This is a genomic window from Dactylosporangium sucinum (assembly GCF_014647515.1).
Lineage (GTDB): Bacteria > Actinomycetota > Actinomycetes > Mycobacteriales > Micromonosporaceae > Dactylosporangium > Dactylosporangium sucinum.
This window is the reverse complement of record NZ_BMPI01000018.1, coordinates 55,283-81,217: the sequence shown is the minus strand read 5'-3', so window position 1 is coordinate 81,217 and position 25,935 is coordinate 55,283. Positions and strand designations below refer to the sequence as shown.

21 protein-coding genes are annotated in these 25,935 nt (G+C 71.1%); 6 read left to right on the top strand and 15 right to left on the bottom strand.

The genetic code is table 11. The features are described 5' to 3' along the window. Nucleotides 1-89: 89 nt before the first annotated feature. The 5 genes from hpf to mtrA form a co-directional block, all read right to left on the bottom strand. A complete protein-coding gene (hpf, locus tag IEZ31_RS19935) occupies nt 90-731 on the bottom strand; it encodes a ribosome hibernation-promoting factor, HPF/YfiA family (protein ID WP_190251408.1) in 642 nt (213 codons plus the stop codon). Between the two features lie 732 nt (nt 732-1,463). Further along, entirely contained in the window at nt 1,464-2,312 is an 849-nt protein-coding gene (locus IEZ31_RS19930; RefSeq protein ID WP_190251407.1) for a ComF family protein, read from the bottom strand. A 3-nt stretch (nt 2,313-2,315) separates the two neighbouring features. Beyond that, complete coding sequence (locus tag IEZ31_RS19925) at nt 2,316-4,229, bottom strand: LpqB family beta-propeller domain-containing protein (protein ID WP_190251406.1); 1,914 nt, start codon at nt 4,227-4,229, stop codon at nt 2,316-2,318. After that, a complete protein-coding gene (gene mtrB, locus IEZ31_RS19920) occupies nt 4,226-5,884 on the bottom strand; it encodes an MtrAB system histidine kinase MtrB (protein ID WP_190251501.1) in 1,659 nt (552 codons plus the stop codon). The genes IEZ31_RS19925 and mtrB overlap by 4 nt, the downstream gene beginning before the upstream one ends. A gap of 19 nt (nt 5,885-5,903) precedes the next feature. After that, nucleotides 5,904-6,593, bottom strand: coding sequence for an MtrAB system response regulator MtrA (gene mtrA / locus IEZ31_RS19915; protein ID WP_190251405.1), 690 nt, complete (start codon nt 6,591-6,593; stop codon nt 5,904-5,906). A gap of 151 nt (nt 6,594-6,744) precedes the next feature. Here mtrA and IEZ31_RS19910 point away from each other — a divergent pair, with 151 nt between their 5' ends. From IEZ31_RS19910 to IEZ31_RS19890, 5 genes are all read left to right on the top strand, one after another. Further along, nucleotides 6,745-7,596 (top strand): hypothetical protein, encoded by an 852-nt coding sequence (locus IEZ31_RS19910; RefSeq protein WP_190251404.1) that lies wholly within the window; start codon nt 6,745-6,747, stop codon nt 7,594-7,596. Further along, nucleotides 7,593-8,141 carry a DUF4129 domain-containing protein gene (locus IEZ31_RS19905; RefSeq protein ID WP_190251403.1) on the top strand — a complete coding sequence of 183 codons (549 nt, stop codon included), beginning with the start codon at nt 7,593-7,595 and terminating at the stop codon, nt 8,139-8,141. The genes IEZ31_RS19910 and IEZ31_RS19905 overlap by 4 nt, the downstream gene beginning before the upstream one ends. Further along, nucleotides 8,138-9,793: a DUF4350 domain-containing protein gene (locus tag IEZ31_RS19900; RefSeq protein WP_190251402.1), complete on the top strand. Its 1,656-nt coding sequence runs from the start codon at nt 8,138-8,140 to the stop codon at nt 9,791-9,793. The genes IEZ31_RS19905 and IEZ31_RS19900 overlap by 4 nt, the downstream gene beginning before the upstream one ends. Nucleotides 9,794-9,810: 17 nt before the next feature. Further along, the gene (locus IEZ31_RS19895) at nt 9,811-10,791 is read left to right on the top strand and encodes an AAA family ATPase (RefSeq protein ID WP_190251500.1); all 981 of its coding nucleotides are present in this window, start codon (nt 9,811-9,813) and stop codon (nt 10,789-10,791) included. Nucleotides 10,792-10,927: 136 nt separating this feature from the next. After that, nucleotides 10,928-12,274 carry a DUF58 domain-containing protein gene (locus IEZ31_RS19890; RefSeq protein WP_373294637.1) on the top strand — a complete coding sequence of 449 codons (1,347 nt, stop codon included), beginning with the start codon at nt 10,928-10,930 and terminating at the stop codon, nt 12,272-12,274. A 157-nt stretch (nt 12,275-12,431) separates the two neighbouring features. Here the strand turns inward: IEZ31_RS19890 and IEZ31_RS19885 are convergent, their stop codons facing one another. Continuing rightward, entirely contained in the window at nt 12,432-13,427 is a 996-nt protein-coding gene (locus IEZ31_RS19885) for a stage II sporulation protein M (protein ID WP_190251401.1), read from the bottom strand. A gap of 257 nt (nt 13,428-13,684) precedes the next feature. Between IEZ31_RS19885 and IEZ31_RS19880 the strand changes: the two genes are divergently transcribed. Then, nucleotides 13,685-14,701 carry an RDD family protein gene (locus IEZ31_RS19880; RefSeq protein WP_229835550.1) on the top strand — a complete coding sequence of 339 codons (1,017 nt, stop codon included), beginning with the start codon at nt 13,685-13,687 and terminating at the stop codon, nt 14,699-14,701. Between the two features lie 98 nt (nt 14,702-14,799). Here IEZ31_RS19880 and IEZ31_RS19875 read toward each other — a convergent pair whose 3' ends face one another. From IEZ31_RS19875 to ahcY, 9 genes are all read right to left on the bottom strand, one after another. Next, entirely contained in the window at nt 14,800-15,846 is a 1,047-nt protein-coding gene (locus IEZ31_RS19875; RefSeq protein ID WP_190251400.1) for an ABC transporter ATP-binding protein, read from the bottom strand. Continuing rightward, nucleotides 15,843-16,964, bottom strand: a complete 1,122-nt coding sequence (locus tag IEZ31_RS19870) for an ABC transporter ATP-binding protein (protein WP_190251399.1) — start codon at nt 16,962-16,964, stop codon at nt 15,843-15,845. Before IEZ31_RS19870 ends, IEZ31_RS19875 begins: the two co-directional genes overlap by 4 nt. Continuing rightward, nucleotides 16,961-17,881: an ABC transporter permease gene (locus IEZ31_RS19865; RefSeq protein WP_190251398.1), complete on the bottom strand. Its 921-nt coding sequence runs from the start codon at nt 17,879-17,881 to the stop codon at nt 16,961-16,963. Before IEZ31_RS19865 ends, IEZ31_RS19870 begins: the two co-directional genes overlap by 4 nt. Continuing rightward, nucleotides 17,874-18,860: an ABC transporter permease gene (locus IEZ31_RS19860; protein WP_190251397.1), complete on the bottom strand. Its 987-nt coding sequence runs from the start codon at nt 18,858-18,860 to the stop codon at nt 17,874-17,876. The genes IEZ31_RS19865 and IEZ31_RS19860 overlap by 8 nt, the downstream gene beginning before the upstream one ends. Before the next feature lie 76 nt (nt 18,861-18,936). Continuing rightward, nucleotides 18,937-20,694: an ABC transporter family substrate-binding protein gene (locus IEZ31_RS19855; RefSeq protein ID WP_190251396.1), complete on the bottom strand. Its 1,758-nt coding sequence runs from the start codon at nt 20,692-20,694 to the stop codon at nt 18,937-18,939. Between the two features lie 275 nt (nt 20,695-20,969). After that, nucleotides 20,970-22,226 carry an iron uptake transporter deferrochelatase/peroxidase subunit gene (gene efeB, locus IEZ31_RS19850; protein ID WP_190251395.1) on the bottom strand — a complete coding sequence of 419 codons (1,257 nt, stop codon included), beginning with the start codon at nt 22,224-22,226 and terminating at the stop codon, nt 20,970-20,972. Between the two features lie 57 nt (nt 22,227-22,283). Beyond that, the gene (gene efeO, locus IEZ31_RS19845; RefSeq protein ID WP_190251394.1) at nt 22,284-23,411 is read right to left on the bottom strand and encodes an iron uptake system protein EfeO; all 1,128 of its coding nucleotides are present in this window, start codon (nt 23,409-23,411) and stop codon (nt 22,284-22,286) included. A 37-nt stretch (nt 23,412-23,448) separates the two neighbouring features. Beyond that, nucleotides 23,449-24,303: an iron uptake transporter permease EfeU gene (gene efeU, locus IEZ31_RS19840; RefSeq protein ID WP_190251393.1), complete on the bottom strand. Its 855-nt coding sequence runs from the start codon at nt 24,301-24,303 to the stop codon at nt 23,449-23,451. A gap of 133 nt (nt 24,304-24,436) precedes the next feature. Beyond that, nucleotides 24,437-25,927, bottom strand: coding sequence for an adenosylhomocysteinase (gene ahcY / locus IEZ31_RS19835; RefSeq protein ID WP_190251392.1), 1,491 nt, complete (start codon nt 25,925-25,927; stop codon nt 24,437-24,439). Between the last annotated feature and the right edge of the window lie 8 nt (nt 25,928-25,935).

Sequence of the window (25,935 nt, the reverse complement as noted above, 5' to 3'; positions counted from 1 at the left end):
GTTCGCTCTGACCGACCTGTGGCGCGCCGGCTGTTCGCGCTGTTGCTGAAGGCGGGCCCTGGCACCGGGCCCGCCTTCGTCATCTGCTGTTACATCCCCAGGCTCATGACGCCGTAATCGTAGGCCCGGCGCCGGTAGACCACGCTTGGCCGGCCCGACTCCTTGTCGTTGAACAGGTAGAAGTCGTGGCCGAGCAGCTCCATGTGGAACAGTGCGTCGTCGACGGTCATCGGCTCGCCCGGGTGCTCCTTCTCCCGGACGATGTGCCACGGCTGGTCATCGGCCTCTTCGATCAGGTCGAAGCCGCCGGTTTCGCGCTCCGCGGACTCGGCCGGAACAGCCGCCGCCGCGGTGGAATACCGCTCGGGTGGTGTGAATGCGAGTGACGCGGTCGCCGCGGCGACGGAAACCGGCGCGTGCCGGCCCCGATGGACCCGCCTGCGGTCAGCGGCCCGGCTGAGGCGGCTGTCCAGCTTGTTGATGGCGGTGTCCAATGCGCTGTAGAAGTCCGCGGCGCAAGCCTCCGCCCGGATCACCGGCCCACGCGAGTAGCACGTGATCTCGACGCGCTGGCAGTAGTCCGACTGGCGAGGATTGCGCTCGTGAAACAGCTCGACGTCGACGCGGATGAGCTTGTGGTCGTATCGCTCGACCTTGGCCAGCTTGTCGGCGACATGCTGCCGGTAGTGGTCGGGCACCTCGACGTTGCGGCCCTTGACGACGATGTCCACTCCTGACCTCCCCCACGGGTCTTTCAAAGAAAACAGGGTTCGGGTTTCGGGTTGTGTCTGGACTGCTCGGCCGGAAACGCGCCTCCCCAGAGGCTGAGCCCACGCGGCACGCGACCGAAACTGCGGGTGTCAGCTTCCTCCCTTCGTGGCCTCGGCCACTCAGAGCATTGGTCGTCTCTCGACGTTAAACCGCGGACAGCCGCTAGTCACCCCCGGTTCACAAGAAGAAGGGTGGCGAGTCATGAAACCCTCCTCCGGGATTACCCCACGCAACGCAAGGAGTAACGTTCGGTGCAAACCAACATGAAGCGCAACACCAAACGCTGACGTTGCGTAGCGGCCAGAAGGCCCCGCGGGGGACGGATCGGGATCTCCCCGACCCTCCGGCGCCCGGCCTCCGACGGCCTCCCGCCCGCGCGCCGACGCCGTGCGACGGCGGGTTGGACGGACCGCGACGGCCCGCCCGGCTGACGGGACACACATGACGCGCCGCCGAGCGCGAGGTGGCTCGCGCCCTTTGGTTCGTCCGCTGCCCCGGCCTGTCCGCCGCCCTGGCCCGTCCGGTGCCGTTGGCTCATCCGGTGCCGTTGGCTCATCCGCTGCCGTTGGCTCATCCGCTGCCCCGGCTCGCCCGCCGCCCTGGCCCGTCCGCTGCCCTGGCCCATTCGCTGCTGTTGGCTCATCCGTTGTCCTGGCCCGTCCGTTGCCCTGGCCGACGACCCCGCGCGGCGGCTACATCCCGCGCTGGCGTTGCGTGGCCGCCAGCACCGCCGCGCGCGGCACGGCTCCCCCGACTCGGGCCACCCACGCCGCGGCGGCCGCCAGCGTGGCCCCGGTCGTGACAATGTCGTCGACGACGACCACGGCGGCGCCACCCGCGACCCGCGCCCGCAGCTCGGCCACCCCGCGCGGCCGCAGCGCGAACGCCCCACGCGCCGCCGCCGCCCGCTCACCGGCGGACAACTCGGCGGAGTCCCCACGCTTCGGCAAGGCCCGCAACGGCATGACGACGCCCGCATCGGGCAGCATCCGGGCAGCGGCCCTGGCCAGCCGCACCATGTGATCCCCGTGCCGCTCCCGCACCGCCGCCGCCGTAGCGGGCACCGGCACCAGCACCACCTGCCCGACCCGCCCGGCCCGCCCGACCTGGCCGACCCGCCCGACCTGGCCGACCCGCCCGGCCTGCCCGGCCCGCCCGGCCCGCCCGACCCCAGCCGACCACCGGCCCGCCGCGTTGCTCGCCGGGGCGGCCCATCCCGGTGGCGCTTGGCCCGCCTGCCCCTCGGCCGGAGTGCGCAGGGCGCGGACGACGACCCGGGCCAGCGCCTCGCCGAGGTCCTGGGCCAGCTCGCGGCGGCCCTTCTCCTTGTACTGCAGCAGGGCCGCGCGCATCGACCCCGCGTACGCCGCCAGCGCGTACACCGGCGGCATCCCCGGCGGCTCGGGGTCGGGCCGGGTGCGCTGCGGGACGGCCGCGTGGAAGGCCGCCCGACAGGGGACGCACAGCGGACCGCGGGCCGGCTGCTCGCAACCGGCGCAGGCGGCCGGCAGCACCAAGTCGACGAGATCGGCGAGGAACACGGCTCAGTCCGCGTAGAACGGCGCCTTCGCCACCGGCGGCGCGCCGGCCTGCGCGCTCGGCGAGGCGGACGGCTGCGGGCCGAGCGTGACGGCGCGGATCCCCTCGTTGTCCACCGTGTACGCGATGCCGTTCGACTCGAACATGATCAGCACGCCGCCCTGCGGCCCGAGCGGGTCCGCGGTGCGCACCGACATGTTGTCGATCACGTACGGCGCGGTCGCGAACGGCGAGCGCCCCGGCAGCGGCTTCTCGGCGGTGCCGTCAACCGTGATCGACACCAGCGAATACGCCTGGTCGATCGGCAGGCCCGACCTGACCCCGCCGACGGCGAGCGTCGTCTCGGTGATCCAGCCGACCGACCTGGCCCCGCCGAGCGTGGTGCGGACCTCCTGGAACACGCCGAGACTGATCTTGCCGCTGTCGAACAGCAACGGCGCCACGCTGACGGCCGCACCGGAGACGAAGGCGATCCGCCTCCCCTCGGGCGCGACCGCCAGCGACGTGATGCCGAGGCTGAGACTGGAGTCGGGCTTCGCACCCGCCGGGCCGAGGACCTTTTCGGCCTTTGCCTGGGCCTGGTCGGCGGTCGGCGGTGTGACGGCCCACAGGGACGTGCCGTCGGAGACGAGAAACATCGGTGTCGGACGGTCGATCCATACCGGCCGGCTCAGCGACGCGCCGCTCACCTCGGGCACCGTCGTCACGTACTTCGGCGGGTTCGCGGTGGTGGCATCGGGCGTGCTGACGTACAGCACCTCCTTCTTGTCCACCTTGCGCACGAGCGCGGCCCGGTTCTTCGCTCGGTTGATGGCCGCGGACACCACCGACGTGTTGTCCCCACCGGGCGCGAAGAGGTTCGGCGTCCCGGCCCCGTCGACCGGCCGTGCGGACATGTTGGCGATGCTGAACCGCTCCGGATCGCTGTCGGCGGCGAGGCCGGCCGCCGCGTTGTCGTTCTCGTAGCCGTCGGCCGTGAAGCCCGCATCCCGGCCCTCGATCGTCAACGTGACCTGCGGATGCCCGTCCAGCGACCAGCGGATCTGCCGCGCCGCCCGGCGCACCTCCTCGTCCTTGCCGACGGCCTTGATGCCGAGATTGATGGTGACCGCGTCGCGCCCGGCCGACGGGACGTCCTTGCTGTCGATGTCTGCCGAGAGCGCGCTCGCGACCGGCGCGACCTGATCGGACGGGCCCTTGCGCAGCCAGTCGAGGACCTCCTGGACCCGCTGGGCCCGCGACAGCAGCGTGGACATGTACCGGAGGTCGGGCACCAGCTTCGGGTTGTCGTTGCGCGACTCCCAGAAGTACACCGGTTGCTGCTTGTACCAGTAGTCCAGGCCGGTGCTGCTGATCAGCAGCAGGCCGTCCTGCGGATTGGCGATCAGCAACTGCCCGTTGACCGTCGCGACCTCGGCATCCCACTCGCGGGTCAGCGGCTGGGCGTGCCGCAGGATGCCGGTCGGGGTCAGTATCCCGATCGACTCCATGGTCACCGGCACGATCCACCGGCCGGCGTTCTTCGGATCTGTCGGGTCCTTCGCCTTCTGCGGCTCATAGGTGGCCCGAACCACCTCCAGTTCCTCCCCGGGCTGCCACGTCTTGCGGGCATCGGGCGTCAGGAACTCGCGCATCCGGTTCTGCGTGGTGTTGCGCGCCTCGTCGCCCTCCGCCTGATTGCCCCCGACCGACGCCTCGAGGAAGCGCGAGACCAGCTCCGGCGCGGTCGCCGCGTCCTTCGGCGAGGGCGGCTGCTGGGCGCGGTCGGGGGTCGGGTTGGCGGTGACGGCCGGCTCCAGGTACTTCGGCGGGGTCTCACCCGGCAGCCCGCACCCGGCGACCAGCATCGTGCCGAGCAGCGCCCCGATCGCCAGCGGCCCGATCAGTCGGCGCCGGGTTGCGGGGCGTGGGGCGGTCACGGGGTTTCTCCGATCAGGGCCGCCTCGTCGGCGCGGGCGTCGTCGGGGACGAGGCGCAGGGGCGAGGAGACGAGGCGGTCGCCGTTGCGGGCGGGCAGGGTGAGGCGGAACTGGGCGCCCTTGCCCGGGGCGCCCCACGCCTCCAGCCAGCCGCCGTGCAGGCGGGCGTCCTCCAGGCTGATCGACAGGCCGAGGCCGGTGCCGCCGGTCTGGCGCGCGCGGGACGGGTCGGCCCGCCAGAAGCGGTTGAACACCAGTTTCTCCTCTCCCGTCTTGAGGCCGACGCCGTGGTCGCGGACGGTCACGGCAACCGCGGAGCCGTCTGCGGCCAGCCGGACGATCACCGGCTTGCCCTCGCCGTGCTCGACCGCGTTGCCGACCAGGTTGCGCAGGATCCGCTCGACCCGCCGGGGGTCGACCTCGGCGATGACCTCGGTGTCGGGGGTCTCGATCTTCAGCTCGACCCCGCAGCGCTCGGCGAGCGACTCCAGCCGGTCGCCGACCCGCCGGACGACCGGCACCAGGTCGGTCGGCTCGGCGTCGAGCGCCGCGAACCCGGCGTCGAACCGGCTGATCTCCAGCAGGTCGGCGAGCAGCCCCTCGAACCGGTCCAGCTCGGCCTGCAGCAGCTCGGCGCTGCGTGCCGCGGCCGGGTCGAAGTCCTCGCGGGAGGCGAACAGCAGGTCGGCCGCCATCCGGACGGTGGTCAGGGGCGTGCGCAGCTCGTGCGAGACGTCGGAGGTGAACCGGCGCTGCAGGCGCGACATCTCCTCCAGGCGCACGATCTGGCGCTGCAGGTTGGCCGCCATCTGGTTGAACGCGGCGGCCAGCCGGGCCAGGTCGTCCTCGCCCCTCACCTGCATGCGCTGGTCGAGCAGGCCGGCGGAGAGCCGCTGCGCCGTGCGGGCGGCGACCCGGACCGGCTTGACGACGAGCCGGGTCATCATGGCGGCGATCAGGGCGAGCAGCGCGACGAGGGCGACGCCGGTGACGTTGACGACCAGCGCGACGAACCGGACGAGGTCGTCCTCCGCCTTGAGCGGCAGCAGGTAATACAGCTCGACGGGATCGCCGGCGGTGGCCACCCGGGTGCCCAGCACGAGGTACTTCTGCTGACCCATGCCGACGTCGAGCGTGGCGATCTGCTGGTAGGTGCCCGGGCGGCTGCCGACGACCTGGGAGCGCATCGGCTCCATGGCGCGCGTCGTCATGACGGCGTGAGCGTCCCGCTCCGGCCACGAGGCGGCGAGGTCGGAGCTGCGCCGGAGCAGGATCACCTCGGCGCCGGCCACGTCCATGGAACTGGCCAGCGAGCCGGCGACCGTGCGCAGCTTGGTCGGCAGGCCGGGGTCGTCGGCCTGCGTGAAGCCTTCCAGCTCGTGCGTGGCGTAGTCGGCGCCGTTGGCGATCTGCTCCTTCGACGTGTTGATCTTGCTCTGCAGCACACCTTGGCTGATCAGTGACGCCACCGTGTAGCCGAACGCCAGCACGAGCGTGGCGGACAGCAGCAGGGTGATGCCGACGACCCGGACCTGCAGCGAGCGCCGCCACTGCCGCCGCGCCGCCGCCCAGTAGCGCCGGGTGCGCCGCGCGACGGCGACGGGCACCAGCCGCCGAGGGCGGAGCCGGCGGACCCGGACGATGATCGGATCGATGCGCACCACGAACGACGACCTAACCGGTGCCGGCCTTGTAGCCGACGCCCCGCACGGTAAGGATGATCTCCGGCTTCTCGGGATCCGGCTCGATCTTGGCGCGCAGCCGCTGGACGTGCACGTTGACCAGGCGCGTATCGGCGGCGTGCCGATAGCCCCAGACCTGCTCCAGCAGCACCTCGCGGGTGAAGACCTGGCGTGGCTTGCGCGCGAGCGCCACCAGCAGGTCGAACTCCAGCGGGGTCAGCTTGACCTCGTCGCCGTCGCGCATGACGGTGTGCGCCGGCACGTCGATGGTGATCTGGTTGCCGGGCGGCCCGATGGTCAGCAGCTCGGGTGCCACGTCCTCGCCCCGGCGCAGCCGCGCCCGCATGCGCGCGACGAGCTCCTTGGGCTTGAAGGGCTTCATGACGTAGTCGTCGGCGCCGGACTCGAGGCCGAGGACCACGTCGACCGTGTCGCTCTTGGCGGTGAGCATCACGATCGGCACGCCGGACTCGGCGCGGATGGACCGGCAGACGTCGATCCCGCTCATCCCGGGGAGCATCAGGTCGAGCAGCACGATGTCGGGCCGGGTGTCCCGGAACGCAGCGAGGGCACGCTCACCGTCCGCGACGAACGAGGGGAGGAAACCTTCGCTGCGCAGGACGATGCCGAGCATCTCGGCGAGGGCGGGGTCGTCGTCGACCACCAGGACACGGGCTCTCATGCGGTCCAATATTTCACCTCCTCGCCCGAACGTGGGAACCCGTCGGCCGATCTTGGGCGATCCGTACCCCTCCGTGTCGATCACGTCGACGCTGCGTGACCCAGGTGGCCATCGGCACAAATTTGTCGCTCGGGCCTACTACGGTGTCCGCGTGGAAGACACCCGGGCCGTGATACCGATGCGTCCCCTCACCTTCGGTGAGTTGCTGGACGCCGCGGTGTCGCTGCTGCGCGTGCAGTGGCCCCTGCTCCTGGTGTCAGCCGCCGTGCTGGCGATGTGCGAGCAGGCCGTCCTCTATCCCCTGCGGGCGTGGGCCGGCACGGATCCGCCGCTCCACCTGCCCGGCTTCGACCGGATCGGGCCGACCTGGCTGGCCTTCTGCGCCGGGCTGGCCAGCGAGGGCGCGATCCTCGCGCTGCTCGGCGGGCTGGCCGGCGTGGCCGCCGGACCCGGCCTGCTCGGCCAGCCGGCCGGCTGGCGGCACCTGTTGCGACAGGCGGTGCGCCGGTTGCCGGCGCTGCTGGTGGTGGCGGCGGTGACCGCCGCGATCCTGCTGCCCGCCGCGCTCTTCCTGATGCTGCCCTGGCTGTTCCTCTTCGGTCTGGTCGGCCTGGCGGCGCCGGCGCTCGTGGTCGACCGGATCGGTCCCGCCCGGGCGCTGGGCCGGTCGTTCCGCCTGGCGTCGGTCGGCCTGCGCGGCGCGGCCGTCCGGCTCGGCGGCTACTGCAGCTGGGCCGCCATCCGGCTGGTCCTGGGGTCTACGGCCTACGGACTGCTGCAGGTCGCCGTGCGTCCGGGGACGATCGTGTTCACGCTGCTGATGCTCTCGCTGTGGGTGCTCGTCGACGCGGTGGCCTATGCGACACTCGCGTGCATCGACGCGGTGCTCTACCTGGAGACCCGGATGCGGGTCGAGGGCCTGGACATCGCGATCGGGCGCATCCGCCGGCTCGGCCGGCCCGTCGACCTGGCCGGCTCGGCGATCCTGGGGGCGGCGCGATGACCCGCGAATGGTCCGAGCTGCTGCAGGACGTGTGCAGCGTGCTGTCGCTGGCCTGGCTCCTCTTCATCCTGATCACCGTGTCGGTCGCCTTCGCCGCCCTGCACTTCTTCTATCCCGCCTGGGTGCCGCGGCGGCTGCCCGGCTTCCTGCGCCGGCGCAAGCGGGTGCAGCACGAGGACGCCGAGCTCCCCGTGGTGCCGGCGCCCGAGACCGAGCCGGAGCCCGACGCCGAGCTGCCCGAGCTGCCGGCGCACGCGTTCATGTCGCTGGCCGACCGGCTGGCCGCCGAGGGGCGCTATGCGGAGGCGGTCCGGGAGCGGCTGCGGGCCATCGTCCGCGGGCTCGTCGAGCGCCGGGTGCTGGAGCACCAGCCCGGCATGACCGTCACCGAGCTCGCCCGGGCAGCGGGCGCCGCGCTGCCGGGGCTCGACACCCCGCTGCGCAGCGCGACGGGCATCTTCTCCGAGATCTGGTACGGGCAGCGTCCGGCCACCGCGGAGCACGACGACCGGATGCGCCGGCTCGCCGCGGAGGTCGGGGCATGACGACCGCGATGATCCCGCCGTCGGCACCGGACGCGCCGGCCGAGGCACCGGGGACGACCGCGCCGGACGCGGCGCCGCCGAAGCCGCGGCGGAGCCGGCGGTGGCTGCGACTGGTGCTGCCGCCCGCGATCGTCCTGGTGCTCATCCTGATCGGCACGCTGCTGTATCAGCTGGAGCAGCCGGACGAGGACGACGAGGCATACCTGTCGCCGTCCAGCACGGCCGACATCGGCGCGGCGACGCTCGCCGGCCGCGTGCGTGACGCCGGGGTCCGGATCGAGCGCAGGACGAAGTCGTCCGACGCGCTCGTGTCCGCCCACGACGGCAACGCGACGCTGCTCATCACCACGCCCGAGCTGATGCACCCCTATTACCTGCGCATGCTGAAGCTGCTGCCGTCGTCGACCACCGTGGTCGTGGTCGAACCCCGGTCCAAGACGATGTACGAGGGCTTCCTGCCGATCGTCAGCACCGACCGGCAGTATGCGAGCGTGGTCTCGGAGCCCGGGTGCGGCTTCGCGCCCGCAGCCGAGGCGGGGCGGGCCGCGGTCGGCCGCACGCGGTACGGGCCGGTCGACCCCGACGGGGGGCGCGAGCTGGACCGCTGCTACGACGGCGCGCTCGTGGTGCTGACCCGGGGATCGGGCCGGATCGTCGTCGTCGGGTCGGCCGACCCGTTCCGCAACGACCGGATCGGCGAGCACGGCAACGCCCGGCTCGCGACCGGGCTGCTGACGGGGGCGCCCACCCTGATCTGGCTCGACCTGCACCGCAACGAGCCGCCGCCGCTCGTCGACAAGGACCCGTCCCTCGGCAGCGGCCCGGCCGCGCCGCCGTCGCTACGCCCGCCGGCGTCCGGGGAGCCCGCCGACCCCGAGTTCCCCGTCCGCGACGAGGACAGCGGGTCGGGCGGCCAGCCGCAGGCGGGCGGCGTCGACGGCGACTCCGACGCGCCGCCCAACCCGCTGCTGCAGGCGTTCCCGCCGTGGTCACAGGTGGCGGCGGCGCTGCTCATCGCGATCTTCGTGGCGCTCGCGGCCGCCCAGGCGCGCCGGCTCGGCGGGCCCGTGGTCGAGCCGTTGCCGGTCGTCGTCCGGGCGACGGAGACGGTGTCCGGGCGCGGCCGGCTCTACCTGCGGGCGCGGGCACGCGACGAGTCCCTGCGGACGCTGCGCGAGGCGGCGGTCGCGCGGCTGTCCCGGCTGCTGCGGCTCGAGCCGGAGACCGAGCGCCAGGCGCTCGTCGAGGCGGTCGCCGCGCAGAGCGGCTGGCCGGCCGAGCTGGTCGAGCAGACGCTGTTCGGGCCGCCGCCGCTGGACGACGACCAGCTCGTCGCCGCGGCCACCCGCCTCGAGCGGCTGGCGGACGCGGTCGCCGCGCAACGGCCCGCCGCGTCCCCGTCATCGCCGGCCGACGCCTCGCCGTCGTCGGCCTCGTCACCACCAGCGTCGTCACCACCAGCGCCCTCACCGCCAGCCTCGTCGTCCCCGGCGCCGACGTCACCGGCCACCGCGGCGGGCGGACCGGCCGCACCGGGGCATGACGCCGCGGCACCGACCGCCGGTCCGGCCGCGCCGGCCGGTGGGCCATCCACGACCGAGGCATCAGCCGGCCCGGCAACGCACGCGCCACTCGAAGGAGAGTCACGGTGACCGACACCGCCATTCCGATGACCCAGGGCACCGGGGCCGACGCCGGGACGCAGCAGGCCCGGGCCGCGCTCGGGCGCCTGCGTGCCGAGGTGGGCAAGGTCGTCGTCGGCCAGGACGCTGTGGTGACCGGCATGGTCATCGCGCTGCTGGCACGCGGCCACGTGCTGCTCGAAGGCGTGCCGGGTGTGGCGAAGACGCTGCTCATCCGGACCATCGCGGCCGCGCTCGACCTCGACTCCAAGCGCGTGCAGTTCACGCCCGACCTCATGCCCGGCGACGTCACCGGTTCGCTGATCTTCGACGCGCGCAGCGCCGAGTTCCAGTTCCGCGAGGGGCCGGTGTTCACCAACCTGCTGCTCGCCGACGAGATCAACCGGACGCCGCCGAAGACGCAGGCCTCGCTGCTGGAGGTCATGGAGGAGCGGCAGGTGTCGGTCGAGGGGCGGGCGCGGGCGCTGCCCGATCCGTTCCTGGTCGCCGCCACGCAGAACCCGATCGAGTATGAGGGCACCTATCCGCTGCCCGAGGCGCAGCTCGACCGGTTCCTGCTGAAGCTGACCGTGCCGCTGCCGACCCGCGACGAGGAGCTGGGGGTGCTGCGGGCCCACCACCGGGGGTTCGACCCGCGCCGCCTCCGCGACGCCGGCGTGCAGGCCGTGGCGACCGCGGCCGACCTGGTGGTCGCGCGGGCTGCGGTGCAGCGGGTGGCGGTGGCGGACGGCGTGCTCGCGTACATCGTGGATCTCTGCCGCACGACCCGGGTCTCGCCGTCGCTGGAGCTCGGCGCCTCCCCGCGCGGCGCCACGGCGCTGCTCGCGGCGGCCAAGGCGTGGGCCTGGCTGACCGGCCGCGACTACGTCACGCCCGACGACGTCAAGGCGCTGGCCCGGCCGACGCTGCGGCACCGGGTGCGCCTGCGGCCCGAGGCGGAGCTCGAGGGCGTCACCTCCGACGCCGTCCTCGACTCGGTGCTGGCCACCGTCCCGACGCCGCGATGACCCAGCCGACCAGGCCGACCGGGCCCCTGCCACCCGTGTCCCGAGCGATGGCCCGCGCGTCAGCTGGAGCGGTGAGCCCGGCTCCGGCTCGCAGCGGAGCGGCCGCCGGGCACGCGCCGACGGCGGCGGTGGCGGCGTGATCACCTGGCGGCCGGCGGCGCTGCTCGCGGCGGGCACGGTGCTGCTCTCGATCGTCGGGCTGGTCACGGACGGCGGGATCAGCCCGGCGGTGCTCTGGTCGGTCGCCGGGCTGCTCGTGCTCGGGATCGTCGCCGCCGCGGTGGTCGACGCCCTGAGCGCCCCGTCGCCGAGACAGCTGAAGATGACCCGCACCGGCGACCAGGCCGTCTGGCTCGGCGAGTCGGGCGTCGTGAAGCTGATCGTCCAGAACGGATCCGACCGGATGTTCGCCGGGCAGGTGCGCGACGCGTGGGTGCCCTCCGCCGGGGCCTTGCCAGCGATCCAGGACGTGCGGATCGAGTCGGGGCGGACCGTCGCCCTGACCACCAGGCTCACCCCGACGCGGCGCGGCGACCGGCTGGCCGTGCGGGTGACGGTGCGGGCGTATGGGCCGATGCGCCTGGCGTACCGGCAGAGCACCCGCGCGACCGCGGACGCGTTGACGCCGCCGTGGACGCTGCGGGTGTATCCGCGCTTCAGTTCGCGGCGGCTGCTGCCGGAGAAGCTGGCGCGCCTGCGTGTGCTCGACGGGTCGGTGGTGACGCGCGGGCGCGGGCAGGGGACGGAGTTCGACACGCTGCGGGAGTACGTGCTCGGTGACGACGTGCGCTCCATCGACTGGCGCGGCAGCGCGCGGCGGTCGGACGTCGTGGTGCGGACCTGGCGGCCCGAGCGCGACCGGCGGCTCGTGTGCGTGCTCGACACGGGCCGCACCTCGGCGGCGCGCATCGGTGACGAGCCGCGCCTCGACGCCGCGATGGACGCGGCGATGCTGCTCGCGTCGGTGGCCTCGCGCGCCGACGACCGGGTCGACCTGCTGGCCGTCGACACCGCCGTCCGCGCGTCGGTGACGAACGTCGAGAAGCGCACGCTGCTGTTCCGCCTGGTGACGGCGATGGCCCCGCTGGAGCCGGCGCTGGTCGAGACCGACTTCGGGCTGGTCGCCGGCGAGGTGCTGCGGCGCGAGCGGAAGCGGGCCCTGGTGGTGCTGTTCACGGCGCTGGAGCCGGGCGCGCTCGGCGAGGGGCTCATGCCCGTGTTGCCGCAGCTGGCCGCCCGCCACAAGGTGATCGTCGCGGCCGTCCACGACCCGGAGCTGACCCGGATGGCCCGCGTCGGGCCGGCGGCGAAGCCGGCGGACGTGTACGCCGCCGCAGCCGCCCAGCGCGCCCTCACCGAACGCGACCGCGTGGCCGCCGCCCTGCGACACCACGGGGTCGAGGTCGTCGACGCACCGGTGGACGAGTTCGCCTCCAGGCTGACCGACCATTACTTAGCCCTGAAGCACTCCGGCCGCCTCTGACAGCGGCCGCCTCTCACAGGGGCCGCCGCTGACAAGGGCCGACCCGGTCCTGAGGATTCGAGCGCGGAGGCGACGATCTTGCGAGCAATGGGCGAAGCGACCCCACTCGGGTGCCCGGGCGGGAGCGGCGCGGTGCCGGGCGCGTGGCTGCTGTGGGTCAGGCGGTTGGGAGGGCGGCCTCGGTCTGGTCTTCCGGGAGGGCCGTGGACTCGCCCTTCTGCGACGCCCGGCGGCCGAGGATCACGATGTAGGTCAGGAATGCGCCCCAGACCAGCGCGCCCACCAGGTCCTTCAGGAGCATCGGGATCGGGGCCGGGGTGAGGAAGCCCTCCAGGAGGCCGCTCACGAGGAGTACGACCACCAGGCCCAGGGCCACCAGCATGCCCTCGCGGGCGGTGTCGGCCAGGGCGCGGCCCCTGGTGCGGTACGGGCCGGGGGCTATCCACGACCAGCCGATGCGCAGGCCCACGCCGGCGCCGATGAAGACCGCGGTCAGTTCCAGGAGGCCGTGCGGGATGATCATGCCGAAGAAGACCTCGCTGCGGCCGTACGCGATCATGACGCCGCCCACCAGGCCCGTGTTCAGGGCGTTGAGGAAGAGGATGTAGACGACGGGCACCAGCAGTACACCTGCTGCCAGGACCATGCCGGTCAGCAGGGCGTTGTTGGTCCAGACGCGCAGGGTGGAGTTCTGGGGCTGGAACTCGCTGTAGTAGCCCTCGAACTCGCTGTTGACCAGGGTGGCGATCTCGCGGTCGGAGACGAAGTAGTTCGCCACCTCGGGGTTGGCGGCGATGTACGCCATCATGCCGAACGTGAACAGCGAGAAGGCGGTGGCGACGCCGCACCACCAGGGCCATGCGCGGTACACGGCCAGGGGGAAGGTCGTCGTGAAGAAGCGGCCGATCGTCTGCCACGAGAAGGAGGGCGCGCCCGTGATCGCGTTGCGGGCGGTGAGGACCAGGCGGGACAGGCGGGCCACGAGCGCCGGGTCGGGCGAGCGGCTGCGCACGAGGGACAGGTGCGTCGCCGCGCGCTGGTACAGGGCGACGAGCTCGTCGGCCTCGGCGGCGGTCACGCGACGGCGCCTGCTGAGCTCCTCCAGCCGCCGCCACTCACCGCCGTGCTCGGCGACGTACGCGTCCAGGTCCACCCCGGCAGCGTAGACGGCCCGCGCGACACGCAGGGGGCGCACGGTCCGCGTCGAGGTCGAGGACCCGCGCGGGAGATCAGGCGCCCAAGGGAAGACCACAAACGCGCGGGAAGACCAGAAGCACGGGAAGACCAGAAGCGCGGAAGACCAGAAACGCGCGGGAAGACCACAAGGGCACGGAAACGCGAGGCCGCGCCGCGGGAAGACCGGCAGCGGGCGGGAACACAGGAGTGCGTGCTTGTAGGACACTGGTCGCCATGGCCGTCACGTCCGCCCCCGAGGTTCCCGGCGACCGGCTCGTCAGTGGCGAGGCCGTGGAGCTGGACGTGCGTGTGGCGCGGGCCGGCTCGCGGGTGCTCGCGCTGGTGATCGACATCGCGCTGCAGGTCGTGCTGTACTTCGCGCTCATGATCGTGGCCACGCTGATCATGTGGGCGACGTCGATCGTGGGGCTGCTCGACCTGGGACTGCAGCAGGCGATCTCGCTGGTGTTGATCGCCACGGTACTGCTGGGATACCCCGTCTTCTGGGAAACTCTGCTCCGCGGGCGCACCCCCGGCAAGGCCGCCATGGGGCTGCGCGTCGTGCGTGACGACGGCGGGCCGGTGCGGTTCCGGCACGCGTTCACGCGCGGGCTGGTGGGGCTGGCGCTGGAGTGGCCCGGGCTGCTGATGCCCGTCATCACCTGGCTGGCCAGCCTCGGCACCCTCCTGCTCAACCGGAGCGGCAAGCGCCTCGGCGACCTGGCGGCCGGCACCATCGTCATCCACGAACGTACCCCGGCGAGCTGGGGCTGGGTGCCCGCGATGCCGCCGCCGCTGGCCCGCTGGGCGGCGCTGCTCGACCTGACCGGGCTCGACGACAGCCTGGCCCTCGCGGTGCGGCACTTCCTCGCCCGCAACCGCGAGATCAGCGAGCCGGCCCGCACCCAGCTCGGCCAGGCGCTCGCCCGGGAGGTCGCCGCCTGCACGACCCCGCCGCCGCCGGTCGGGGTGCCGGGCTGGGCGTACCTGGCCGCCGTGCTCGCCGAACGGCACCGCCGGGCGGCCCGGCAGCTGGTGAAGGTCCGGGCCGCGTCGGCGAGCATGTTCCCGAGTCTGGCCGCCGCCCTGAACCCCGCCCCGCCGCCGGCGGTGACGGGAACCATCACGGCGCCGACGTCACCGATGCAGCCGAGCCCGTGGACCCGGCCTTCACGATGCCCCAGACGCCGCCCGGAGCGATGCCCCAGACGCCGCAGGGAACGATGCCGCAGGCGCCGCCCGGAACCATGACGCCGATCCGCCCGGCCGCACCGCACCGCTGATCAGAACAGCGACGCAGCGGCCCGACGCAGCGGCCCCGAGGCAGCAGTGCCCCGGGGCCGCGCGCATCAGACGAGCTTGACCGCCTCCGCGTAGTGGCAGGCGCTCAGGTGGCCCTGGCCGCGGTCGATCAGCGCCGGCTCCTCCGAGACGCAGCGCCGCTGCTCGTCGCCGGAGAGTACGGCGGCGAACTTCGGGCAGCGGGTCCGGAACCGGCAGCCCGACGGCGGGTCCACCGGGCTCGGCACGTCGCCCGTGAGCAGGATGCGCTGCCGCATCCGCTCCTTGCGCGGGTCGGGCAGCGGGATCGCCGAGATGAGGGCCTGCGTGTACGGGTGCGAGGCCTTCGTGAAGAGCTCCTCGACCGAGGCGGTCTCCACGATCTTGCCGAGGTACATCACGGCGACGCGGTGGGCGATGTGCCGTACCACCGAGAGATCGTGCGAGACGAAGAGGTAGGACAGCCCGAGCTCGGTCTGCAGGTCCTCCAGCAGGTTGATCACGCCGGCCTGGATGGAGACGTCCAGGGCCGACACCGGCTCGTCCAGCACGAGGACCTTGGGGCGCAGCGCCAGGGCCCGGGCGATCCCGATCCGCTGGCGCTGGCCGCCGGAGAACTCGTGCGGGTACCGGTTGCCGTGCTCCGCGTTCAGGCCCACGGTCTGCATCAGCTCGCGGACCGCGGAGCGGCCCGAGGAGCCGAACAGGCCGTGGATGCGCAGCGGCTCGGCGACGATCTCGAACACCGTCATGCGCGGGTCGAGCGAGGCGAACGGGTCCTGGAACACGATCTGCAGGTCCCGCCGCAGCGGGCGCATCTGGGCCCGGGACAGCGTCGCCAGGTCCCTGCCGTCGTACTGGATGGAGCCGCTCGTCGGGCGGATCAGGTTGAGCAGCAGGCGGGCCGTGGTCGACTTGCCGCAGCCCGACTCGCCGACGAGCCCGAGGGTCTCGTTGGCGCCGATCTCGAACGACACGTCGCAGACCGCGTGCACCTCGCCGACCCGCCGGCGCAGGATGCCACGCGAGCGGACCGGGAAGTGCTTGACCAGGTTGCGGGCGGAGATGACGGCCTTGGTGCCGACGGTGCCGGCGGCGTCTACGGCGGCGGTCACGCGCCCTCCTCGGTGACGTCGGCCACGTCGGTGGCCAAGGACGTGGACGCCACATCGACCTCGTCGGTGTCGACGTCGATCGAGGTGACCGTGAAGACGTCGGCCGCCGACGCCGACCCCAGCTGGTCGCTGAAGTGGCAGGCCGCGAGGTGACCGTGCTCGACCTGCGCGAGCGGCGGCTCCGACTCGTCGCAGACCTCCTGCGCGAGCGGGCAGCGCGGCCGGAACGGGCAGCCCGGCGGCAGGTTGAGCAGCGACGGCGGGGTGCCGACGATCGGCGTGAGCCGGGCGTCGCGCCCCTCGTCGACGCGGGGCAGGCTGCCGAGCAGGCCGAGCGCGTAGGGCATGCGCGGGCGGTAGAAGATGTCGTCGACCGTGCCCGACTCGACGAGCTTCCCGGCGTACATGACGCAGATCCGGTCCGCGTGCCCGGCGATCACGCCGAGGTCGTGCGTGATGAGCACGAGCGCGGCGCCGATCTCGGTCCGGGCGGCTTCGAGGGCCTCCAGGACCTGCGCCTGCACGGTCACGTCGAGCGCCGTGGTGGGCTCGTCCGCGATCATGACCTCCGGGTTGTTGGCCATGGCGATCGCGATGACGACGCGCTGGCGCATGCCGCCGGACATCTCGTGCGGGTAGTTGTGCACGCGCTGCTCGGCGTGCGGGATGCCGACCACCCGCAGCAGCTCGACGGCCCGGTCCCAGGCGGTGCGTTTGCTGACCTCGTTGTGGACGAGGACGGCCTCCGCGATCTGCTTGCCGATGGGGTACACCGGATTGAGCGACGTCAGCGGGTCCTGGAAGATCATCGCCAGGTGTTTGCCCCGGACGGCGCTCATCTCGCGGTCGTTCTTGCCGAGCAGCTCCTCGCCGCGGAACTTGGCGGAGCCGGTGATCCGGGCGGAGCGCGGCAGCAGGCCCATGAGGGCGAGCGACGTCACCGACTTGCCGGAGCCGGACTCGCCGACGATGCCGAGCGTCTCGCCGCGCTTGAGCGAGTACGAGACCCCGCGCACGGCCTTGACCAGCCCGTCCTCGGTCGGGAAGGCCACGCTGAGGTCGCTGACCTCGAGCACCGTGTCGGTGGCGACAGGTGGGTCCAAAGAGATGCTGGTCATCGGCGCACCAAGGTCTGTCGGGGGTCGAAGGCGTCGCGGAGCCCGTCGCCCACGAAGTTGACGGTGAGCGCGATGAGGATGATGAACAGGCCCGGGAAGTAGAACAGCCAGGGCTGGTCCTGCACGGACAGCTTGGCGTCGTTGATGAGCAGGCCGAGCGAGGTGTCCGGCCGCTGCACGCCGAAGCCGATGAACGACAGGGCGGTCTCGGCGAGGATCGTCGTCGCGATGGTGACGGTGGCCGCGACGATGATCGTGCCGAGCGCGTTGGGCAGCAGGTGCCGCAGGATGATCCGCAGGTCGCTCGCGCCCATCGCCTTGGCCGCCTCGATGAACTCCTGCTCGCGCAGCGAGAGCACGACGCCCCGGACCACGCGGGAGATGCCGGCCCAGGCCAGGAACGACAGCACCAGGGCGAGGCCCCACCAGCTGGCGCCGCCGCGGAAGTTGACCGCGAGGGCCACCGCGATGGCGATGCTGGGGAGGGTCAGGATCACGTCGGCGATGCGCATGAGCACGCCGTCGAGCCAGCCCCGGTAGAAGCCGGCGACGGCGCCCCACAGCGCGCCGAAGGTGGTCGCGATCAGCGCCACCAGCAGCGAGATCTTCAGCGACTGCTGGGTGCCGCGCATGCTCTGGCCGAGCAGGTCGTGGCCGGCCTGGTCGGTGCCGAGCGGGTAGTCCATCGACGGCGGCGAGTAGCTCGGGCCGTCGATGTAGGTGTAGTCGTACTTCCACAGGAGCGGCCCGACGAACGCGAACAGCACGATCAGGAGGAACAGCACCAGGCTGCCGACGGCGAGCTTGTGCCGCAGGAAGCGCCGGACGACGAGCTCGAACTGGGTCCGTTGCCGGGTGGTGATCTCCTGCACGGTCTGCGGCGCCGGGGGCTTGGCGGCGACGGTCGTGTCACTCATAGCGAATCCTCGGGTCGAGCACGGCGTACAGCAGGTCGGCGACGATGTTGAACAGGATGACCACGAGGCCGGAGATGAGCAGCCAGCCCAGGATCGAGTTCACGTCGCGCCGATAGACGGACTCCAGCAGGTACGTCCCCATCCCGGCCCAGTTGAAGACGGTCTCGGTGATGACCGCGCCGCCGAAGATGCCGCCGATGTCGACCGCGGTGATCGTGGTCAGCGGGATGAGCGCGGTGCGCAGCGCGTGGCGGATCATCACCTGCCGGCTGCGCAGGCCCTTGGCCCGGGCCAGGCGGACGTAGTCGCTGTTGAGGACCTCCAGCATGGCGCCGCGCTGGTACCGGCTCCAGGCCGCGTAGGTGATCAGCGTCAACGCGATCGTGGGCAGCACCATGTGCCCGGCGATGTCGGTGATCTTCCCCCACGTGTCGAACCGGTCGTGGTTGTAGTCCTTGTCGCCGAGCGTGTAGAAGGTCTGCGTCCCGGTGCTCTGGTTGTAGGCGATGCCGGCCTCCTTGAGCAGCAGCGCCAGCCAGAAGGACGGGATCGACAGGGCCAGGAAGCCCATGAACGTGAAGCCGTAGTCGACCTTGCTGTACTGCTTGACGGCGCTGATCACGCCGGAGATGACGGCGAGGATCACGGCGAGCAGCATGGCCACGAAGACCAGCCGCAGGGTGACCCAGAGGCGCTCGCCGAGCTGGTCACCGATGTTGATGCTGCGCTCGGTGGACTCGCCGAAGTCGCCGTGCACGACGAGGTCGAACAGCCAGTTGACGTACCGCTCGGGCAGGGACTTGTCCAGGCCGAGCCGGTGGGCCTCGATCTGGCGGGTTTCCAGCGGTACCGGTGGGTTCCGCGCTTCCATGTCGTCGATGGGGTTGCCCGAGAGGGACGCGATGACGAACACGAAGATCGAGGCGGCGAGGAGTACCGGGATTCCGATCAGGAGCCGGCGCACCGCATAGGCAATCATGATCTACCTCCGCTTGACGCAGGACCCCGGACGCCGTCGCCGGCGTCCGGGGTCCCCCGTGTGAGTAAGCCCAGACTCAGGCGGCCTTCTGGCCCCATTCCTGGATGTTGTAGGTCGGGCTCCACTGCGTCGGGTTGTCGCGGAAGTTCACGTAGTCGGAGTACGTGAAGGTGAGCGTCGGCTTCTGCACGAGCGGCAGCACGTACGCGTCCTTGGCCATGATCTCGTTGGCCTGGTTGAGCAGGTCGGCGCCCTTCTTGGGGTCGAGCGCCTGCGCACCCTGCTTGTTGAGGTCGTCGACCTGCGAGTTCGAGTAGTTGCCGTAGTTGCCGCCGCCGCCGGTCACCCAGTTCTGCTCGGCCGAGCCCTGGAAGAGCGGGCTGCCGACCCAGGCGAAGATGATGAAGTCGAAGTCACCGGTGGTGAGCGTCTTGCCGAGGGTCTCGGTGACCTCGATCTTGATGTCGATGCCGAGGTTCTTCAGCGCGGCCTGCACCAGCTCGCCGGTCGTGGCGCGCAGCTGGTTGCCCTTGGTGTGGCGGAAGCGGAAGGCCGGCACGGTCTCGCCCGCCTTGGTGATGAGCTTGCCGCCCTCGATCTTGTAGCCGGCGTCGGTGAGGATCTTCTTCGCCTTCTCGATGTCACCCGAGCCCTGGCCGGTCGACGAGACGACGTCCTTGTAGTTGGGGTCACCGGGGAAGAAGTTGTGGCTGCCGAGCGGCTTGGCCTGCTTGTCGAAGACGCCGTAGGTCTTCTCGATCACCGACTTGACGTTGATCGCCGTGAAGATCGCCTGGCGCAGGGCGGCGTCGGCCAGGTACTTGTTCTTCAGGTTCAGGTCGATGTGCTCCCACGTGTACCCGTGGCCGATGCGGTAGATCACGCCGGGCGTCTCAGCCGCGCCGTTGACGAGCGCCGCGTTCGGCTGCGGCGACATGCCGGTGATCTCCTTGTTCTTCAGCGCCGGGATCACGGAGCCCTGGTCGATGATGAACTTGAAGACGACCTTGTCCAGCGAGGGCTTGACCTTGCCGTACCACTTGTCGTTCTTCTTGAGCACCAGCGACTGGTCCTTGGTGAAGGACTCGATGACCAGCGGGCCGCCGGACCAGGTCGGGACCGTCTCGCTGAACCAGTTGGCGGCGCTGTTGACGCCCTCGGGCTTGTTGAGGTCGAAGCCCTGCTTGGTGGCGAGGTGGGCCGGGTAGAGGCCGTCGGTGGAGTAGAGGCCCTTCCAGTCGGCGTAGGTCTTGCCGTCCTCGAAGGTGAGCGTCACCGTCTTGCCGCCGTCGGAGCCGACGATGCTCTTGATGAGCTCCCAGCCGGACGAGCTCGCCGGCGCGCACTCCGTGCAGTGCTCCTTCTTGCCGGAGTTCTGCTTCCAGGCGAGCGTGAAGTCGTCGATGCCGATCGGCGTGCCGTCGTTCCACACGGCGTCCGGCTTGATCTTGTAGACGACCGTCTGCGGGTTCTGGTTCGTGAGCTCCGCCGAAACGAGCAGGTCGGTGTTGAGCTGTAGCTGACCACCCGGGTCCGACTTGAAGACCTGCGGGATGAGGCCGGACATCGCCTGCGCGGCGACCAGCGTGTTGCCTTCCTCGGTGTTGACGTTCCAGCTCGTGAAGCTCTGCTCCAGGCCGAAGACGTATTCACCACCGGGCTTGGTCTGCCCACTGTTGCAGGTGTTCGGGTTCTTCTCGCAGTCCGCGTAACCGGCGTTGGACGTCGGCGTGTCATTGTTCTTGCTGCCGCCGCCACCGCAAGCGCTCAGGACGAGCACGGTGGCCGCCCCGACCGCAACGAGGCTGGTAAGCCCCTTCGATCTCGTGCGCATGTCCCCTCCAGTCAGAAACGCAGGCCCGGGCCACGACCAGTCCGCGGTCGCGGGCACGACCGTGGGCCAACCGGGCTGCGTTGTGGTGCCTAAAGGAAACGACGCGAGGGGCTACCTGCATAGAGGATGTAGAGATTCGTAACTGTCCCGTTATGCGGACGAATGCGGGACGAATTTGCGGTCCCAACGGACGTTGAGGAGTCGCGAGATTACACATAGTGCAAGTAGATCTTGCCGACCCACGCCCGAAATGCCCCGGAAACAAGCCCCCAAATCTACTCAAACAAGGATCTACCCCAGTAGTCGTCGGCGGCCCTGATGCCCGGCGGGCAGGCGAACAAACCACTTGACACGTGGCGGATGTACTCGTTGAGTGCGTCCTGACGGGAGAGCTGGGTCTGCATGGGGACGAACTGGCGGCGCGGATCCCGTTGGTACGCAATGAAGAACAGGCCCGCGTCGAGCCGTCCGAGGCCGTCGGAGCCATCGACGAAGTTGTAGCCGCGGCGCAGTAACCGGGCGCCGTTGTTGAAGTCCGGGTGCGCCAGCCGTACATGCGAATCCATCGCGATCGTGGACCCGCCCGCGGCGTCCTGCACCGCGAAGGCCGGCTCGTCGAACTCCTTCGTCCCCGTCAGCGGCGCGCCCTCGCCCTTGTTCCGGCCGATGATCGCCTCCTGCTCGCCGAGCGAGGTGCGGTCCCACGTCTCGATGAGCATCCGGATCTTGCGGGTGACCACGTAGGAGCCGCCGGCCATCCACTCCGGACCGTCGCCGGGCTGCACCCAGAGCTGGTCCTGCAGCAGCTTCGTGTCCTCGGCCTTGAGGTTGGCGGTGCCGTCCTTGAAGCCGAACAGGTTGCGGGCCGTGGTCTGGCTGCGCGAGGTCGACGAGGTGCGGCCGAAGCCGAGCTGCGACCAGCGCACGCTCACCGTGCCGAAGCCGATGCGGGCGAGGTTGCGCACCGCGTGCACGGCGACCTGCGGGTCGTGGGCGCAGGCCTGCACGCAGAGGTCGCCGCCGGAGATCTCCGGCAGCAGCGTGTCCTTGGCGAACCGGGGCAGGTCGGTGAGGGCCGGCGGGCGCTTGCCGGCGATGCCGAAGCGGTCCTTGCCGTCGGCGGTGCGGAAGAGGGTCGGCCCGAAGCCGATCGTCAGGGTGAGGCCGGACGGCGGCAGGCCGATCGCCTCGCCGGTGTCGTCGGGCGCGGCCTCGGCCGCGCCGTTCACCGCGCCGATGCTGCCGGCGTCCTTGCCGGCGGTCATCCGCGCGGCGGCCATGGTCCAGCGCTGCAGCAGCTCGACGAGCTCGTCCCGCTTGCTGGTGATGACGTCGAACGCGACGAAGTGCAGGCGGTCCTGGGCCGGGGTGACGATCCCGGCCTGGTGCTCGCCGTAGAAGGGGATGGCGGCGCCCGCGTCGGCGGCCTGCGCGGGCTGTGGGGTGTCGAACACCTGCGCGCCGACGACACCGGCGGCGGCCGCTCCGACGGCTCCGGCCCCGGCGAGGCCGAGCATCTTCCGGCGGTCCATCGCAACCTCCATGGTGGACGGCCGCGGGGGTGCCTCACCCCCGCGGCCGGTGCGTGACTACTTGGTGGCGACCAGCGGGGCGACCTTGCTGATCGGCTCCGCGAGCGCGTTGATCGTGTCGCCGAGCGACTTGAGCTCGGCCTCCGACAGCTCGTTGTGCAGCTTCCAGCCGTCGCCCTTGCGGTGCTTGTCGAGCTCGGCCTGGGCCGCGGCGAACTTCTCGTCGAGGGTCTTGGCCAGCGCGGCGTCCTTCTCCTCGATGACCGGGCGCAGCGCGGCGATCGCCGCCCGCGAGCCCTCGAGGTTGGCCGCGAAGTCCCACAGGTCGGTGTGCGAGTAGCGGTCCTCCTCGCCGGTGATCTTCCCGGTGGCCACCTCGTCGAGCAGCTCCTTGGCGCCGTTGGCCAGGTTCAGCGGGGACAGCTCGACGGTGTTCGCCTTCTCGACGATCGTCTTGACGTCGGTGAGCAGCTTGTCGGCCGTCGGGCCGGACTTGCTGACGTCGTTGTTCACCCAGAGGTCCTGCTCCAGCTTGTGGAAGCCGGTCCACTCCTGGCCGGGCTCCAGGTCGCCGTCGCGGGCGTCGATGGCCGGGTCGAGGTCGCCGAAGCTCTCCGCGACGGGCTCGATGCGCTCCCAGTACGTGCGGGCGATCGGGAAGAGCTCCTTCGCCTTCGCGACGTCGCCGCCCTTGACCGCGTTGACGAATTCGGTGGTCTTGTCGATGAGGGCGCCGGTCTGGCTCTTGACGTACCGCTGGTAGTCGGCCGTCGCCTGCTTGAGCTTGGCGTCGTCGGTGAGCGGCTTGTGCTCGCCGGTCGCCTTGAAGCCGCCCCGGATGCCCTTGCCGATCATGCCGGGCTTGCAGGCCGTCTCGTACGTCCCGGCGGGCAGCTCGACGATGAGCTCGCGGGTCAGGCCGGGCGCGATGTTCTCGACCTCGCCCATGATCCGGTCGCCGCTGGCGTAGACGTAGAACTCGGTGACCTTCCCGCCCTTGTTGCTGACGGTGAACGTCACCGGGCCGGCGACGGCCTCGGTCGTCGCGACGTTGCACTCGGTGTCGGTCGCGGTGACGGTGATCTTGCCGTCGCCCTTGCTCTCCGTGCTCTCGGTCTTGTCGCCGCCGCATGCCGCCGCCAGGCTGCAGGCGACACCGATGACGAGCAGTCGTGAAATGCGCATGGTGCTCCTACACGAAGGGGATTCCGGGGGGGGTACCTCAGGCGTTGGTGCTGGCCGGCTCCGCTGCCGGCGGCGCGTCGGTCTTCGGCTGCCGCCGCAGCAGCGGCAGCAGGAACAGGACGAGGACCGGGATGCCGTAGCCGGCCCACGCGACGGTCTCCAGGACGGACGGCTGCGGCGTGAAGTTGAACATGCCGCGCAGCAGCTCGGCGTACCACGAGTCGGGCGGGAACGCGGTGCTCAGGTCGTACGCGTAGGTGTTGAGGCCGGGGACGATGCCGGCCTCCTGCAGGTCGTGCACGCCGTACTTGAAGATGCCGGCGGCGACCAGCACGAGCAGGGCGCCGGTCCACATGAAGAACTTCGTCAGGTTGATGCGCACGGCGCTCGCGTACAGCAGCCAGCCGAGCACGACGGCGGTGAGCAGGCCGAGCGAGATGCCGACGAGCGGCTCCGCGGTGTCCTTCGCACCCTGCGCGGCCGCATAGAAGAGGATCGACGTCTCCAGGCCCTCCCGGATCACCGCGAGGAAGGCCATGCCGGCGACGGCGAACGAGCCGACCTGGATCGCCTCTTCGAGCTTGCCACGCAGCTCGGCGGCCATGCGCCGGGCCATGCGGCGCATCCAGAAGATCATCCAGGTGACGAAGATGACGGCCACGAACGAGGCGATGGCCTCGAACAGCTCCTGCTGCTCGAAGCTGAGCTCGGCGGCGCCGATCTCCAGCAGCGTGGTGAAGCCGATCGAGATGAGGGCGGCGAGCGCGACGCCGGACCAGACCCACTTCAGCAGGTGCCGACGGTCGCTCTTGACCAGGAACGCCACGAGGATCGAGACGACGAGCGTGATCTCGAGTCCTTCGCGCAGGCCGATCAGGTAGATGGCGGTCATGCCGAGCTCCGTAGGTTAGCTATACCTAAGTTAGGTCAGCCATACCTTAGACCGCTTCGATGATCCGCTACAAGCTTGTAGAACACAAACGGGGTCCGGTCACACGACCGGACCCCGCCATGCGGAGCGGATGTCAGTAGCGGTAGTGGTCCGACTTGTACGGGCCCTCCACCGGGACGCCGAGATACTCGGCCTGCTTCTTCGTCAGCTCGGTGAGCTTGACGCCCAGCGCGTCGAGGTGCAGGCGGGCGACCTTCTCGTCGAGGTGCTTCGGCAGCGTGTAGACGCCCACCGGATACTGCTCGAGCTTGGTGAACAGCTCGATCTGCGCGATGACCTGGTTGGCGAAGCTGTTCGACATCACGAAGGACGGGTGCCCGGTCGCGTTGCCGAGGTTCAGCAGGCGGCCCTCGGAGAGCACGATGATCGAGTGGCCGTCGTCGAACTTCCACTCGTCGACCTGCGGCTTGATGTTGATCCTCTTGACGTCCGCGCGGCGGGCCAGGCCGGCCATGTCGATCTCGTTGTCGAAGTGGCCGATGTTGCCGACGATCGCCTGGTGCTTCATCCGCGCCATGTGGTCGGCGGTGATGACGTCGAGGCAGCCGGTCGCGGTGACGAAGATGTCCGCGGTCTCGACGACGTCCTCGATCGTGGCGACCTGGTAGCCGTCCATCGCGGCCTGCAGCGCGCAGATCGGGTCGACCTCGGTGACGATGACCCGGGCGCCCTGGCCGCGCAGCGACTCGGCGCAGCCCTTGCCCACGTCGCCGTAGCCGAACACGACCGCGACCTTGCCGCCGATGAGCACGTCGGTGGCCCGGTTGATGCCGTCGATGAGCGAGTGGCGGCAACCGTACTTGTTGTCGAACTTCGACTTCGTCACCGAGTCGTTGACGTTGATCGCCGGGAAGAGCAGCGTGCCCTGCTGCTGCATCTCGTACAGGCGGTGCACGCCCGTCGTGGTCTCCTCCGTCACGCCCTTGATGCCGGCGGCGACGCGGGTCCAGCGGCGGTTGTCCTCCTGCAGCGAGCGCTGCAGCAGGCCCAGGATCACGCCGTACTCCTCCGAGTCGGCCGTGTCCGGCGACGGCACCGCGCCCGCACCCTCGAACTCGGCACCCTTGTGCACGAGCAGGGTGGCGTCACCGCCGTCGTCGAGGATCATGTTGGGGCCCTGACCGTCGGGCCAGACGAGCACCTGCTCGGTGCACCACCAGTACTCCTCCAGCGTCTCGCCCTTCCAGGCATACACCGGGACGCCCTGCGGCTTCTCCGGCGTGCCCTCGGGGCCGACCGCGATGGCGGCGGCCGCGTGGTCCTGGGTGGAGAAGATGTTGCAGCTCGCCCACCGCACCTGCGCGCCGAGGGCGACGAGGGTCTCGATCAGGACCGCGGTCTGGATCGTCATGTGCAGCGATCCGGTGATCCGCGCACCACGCAGCGGCTGCGCGGCGGCGAACTCGCGGCGGATCGCCATCAGACCGGGCATCTCGTGCTCGGCGAGCTGGATTTCCTTGCGCCCGAAGGCCGCGAGGGAGAGATCCGCCACCTTGAAGTCGCCGTCGGCGACGGTCTGCGGGCGGTCCCCCGGCTCGGTCCGCGGCGGCAGCGTGCTGGTCAATGCAATCT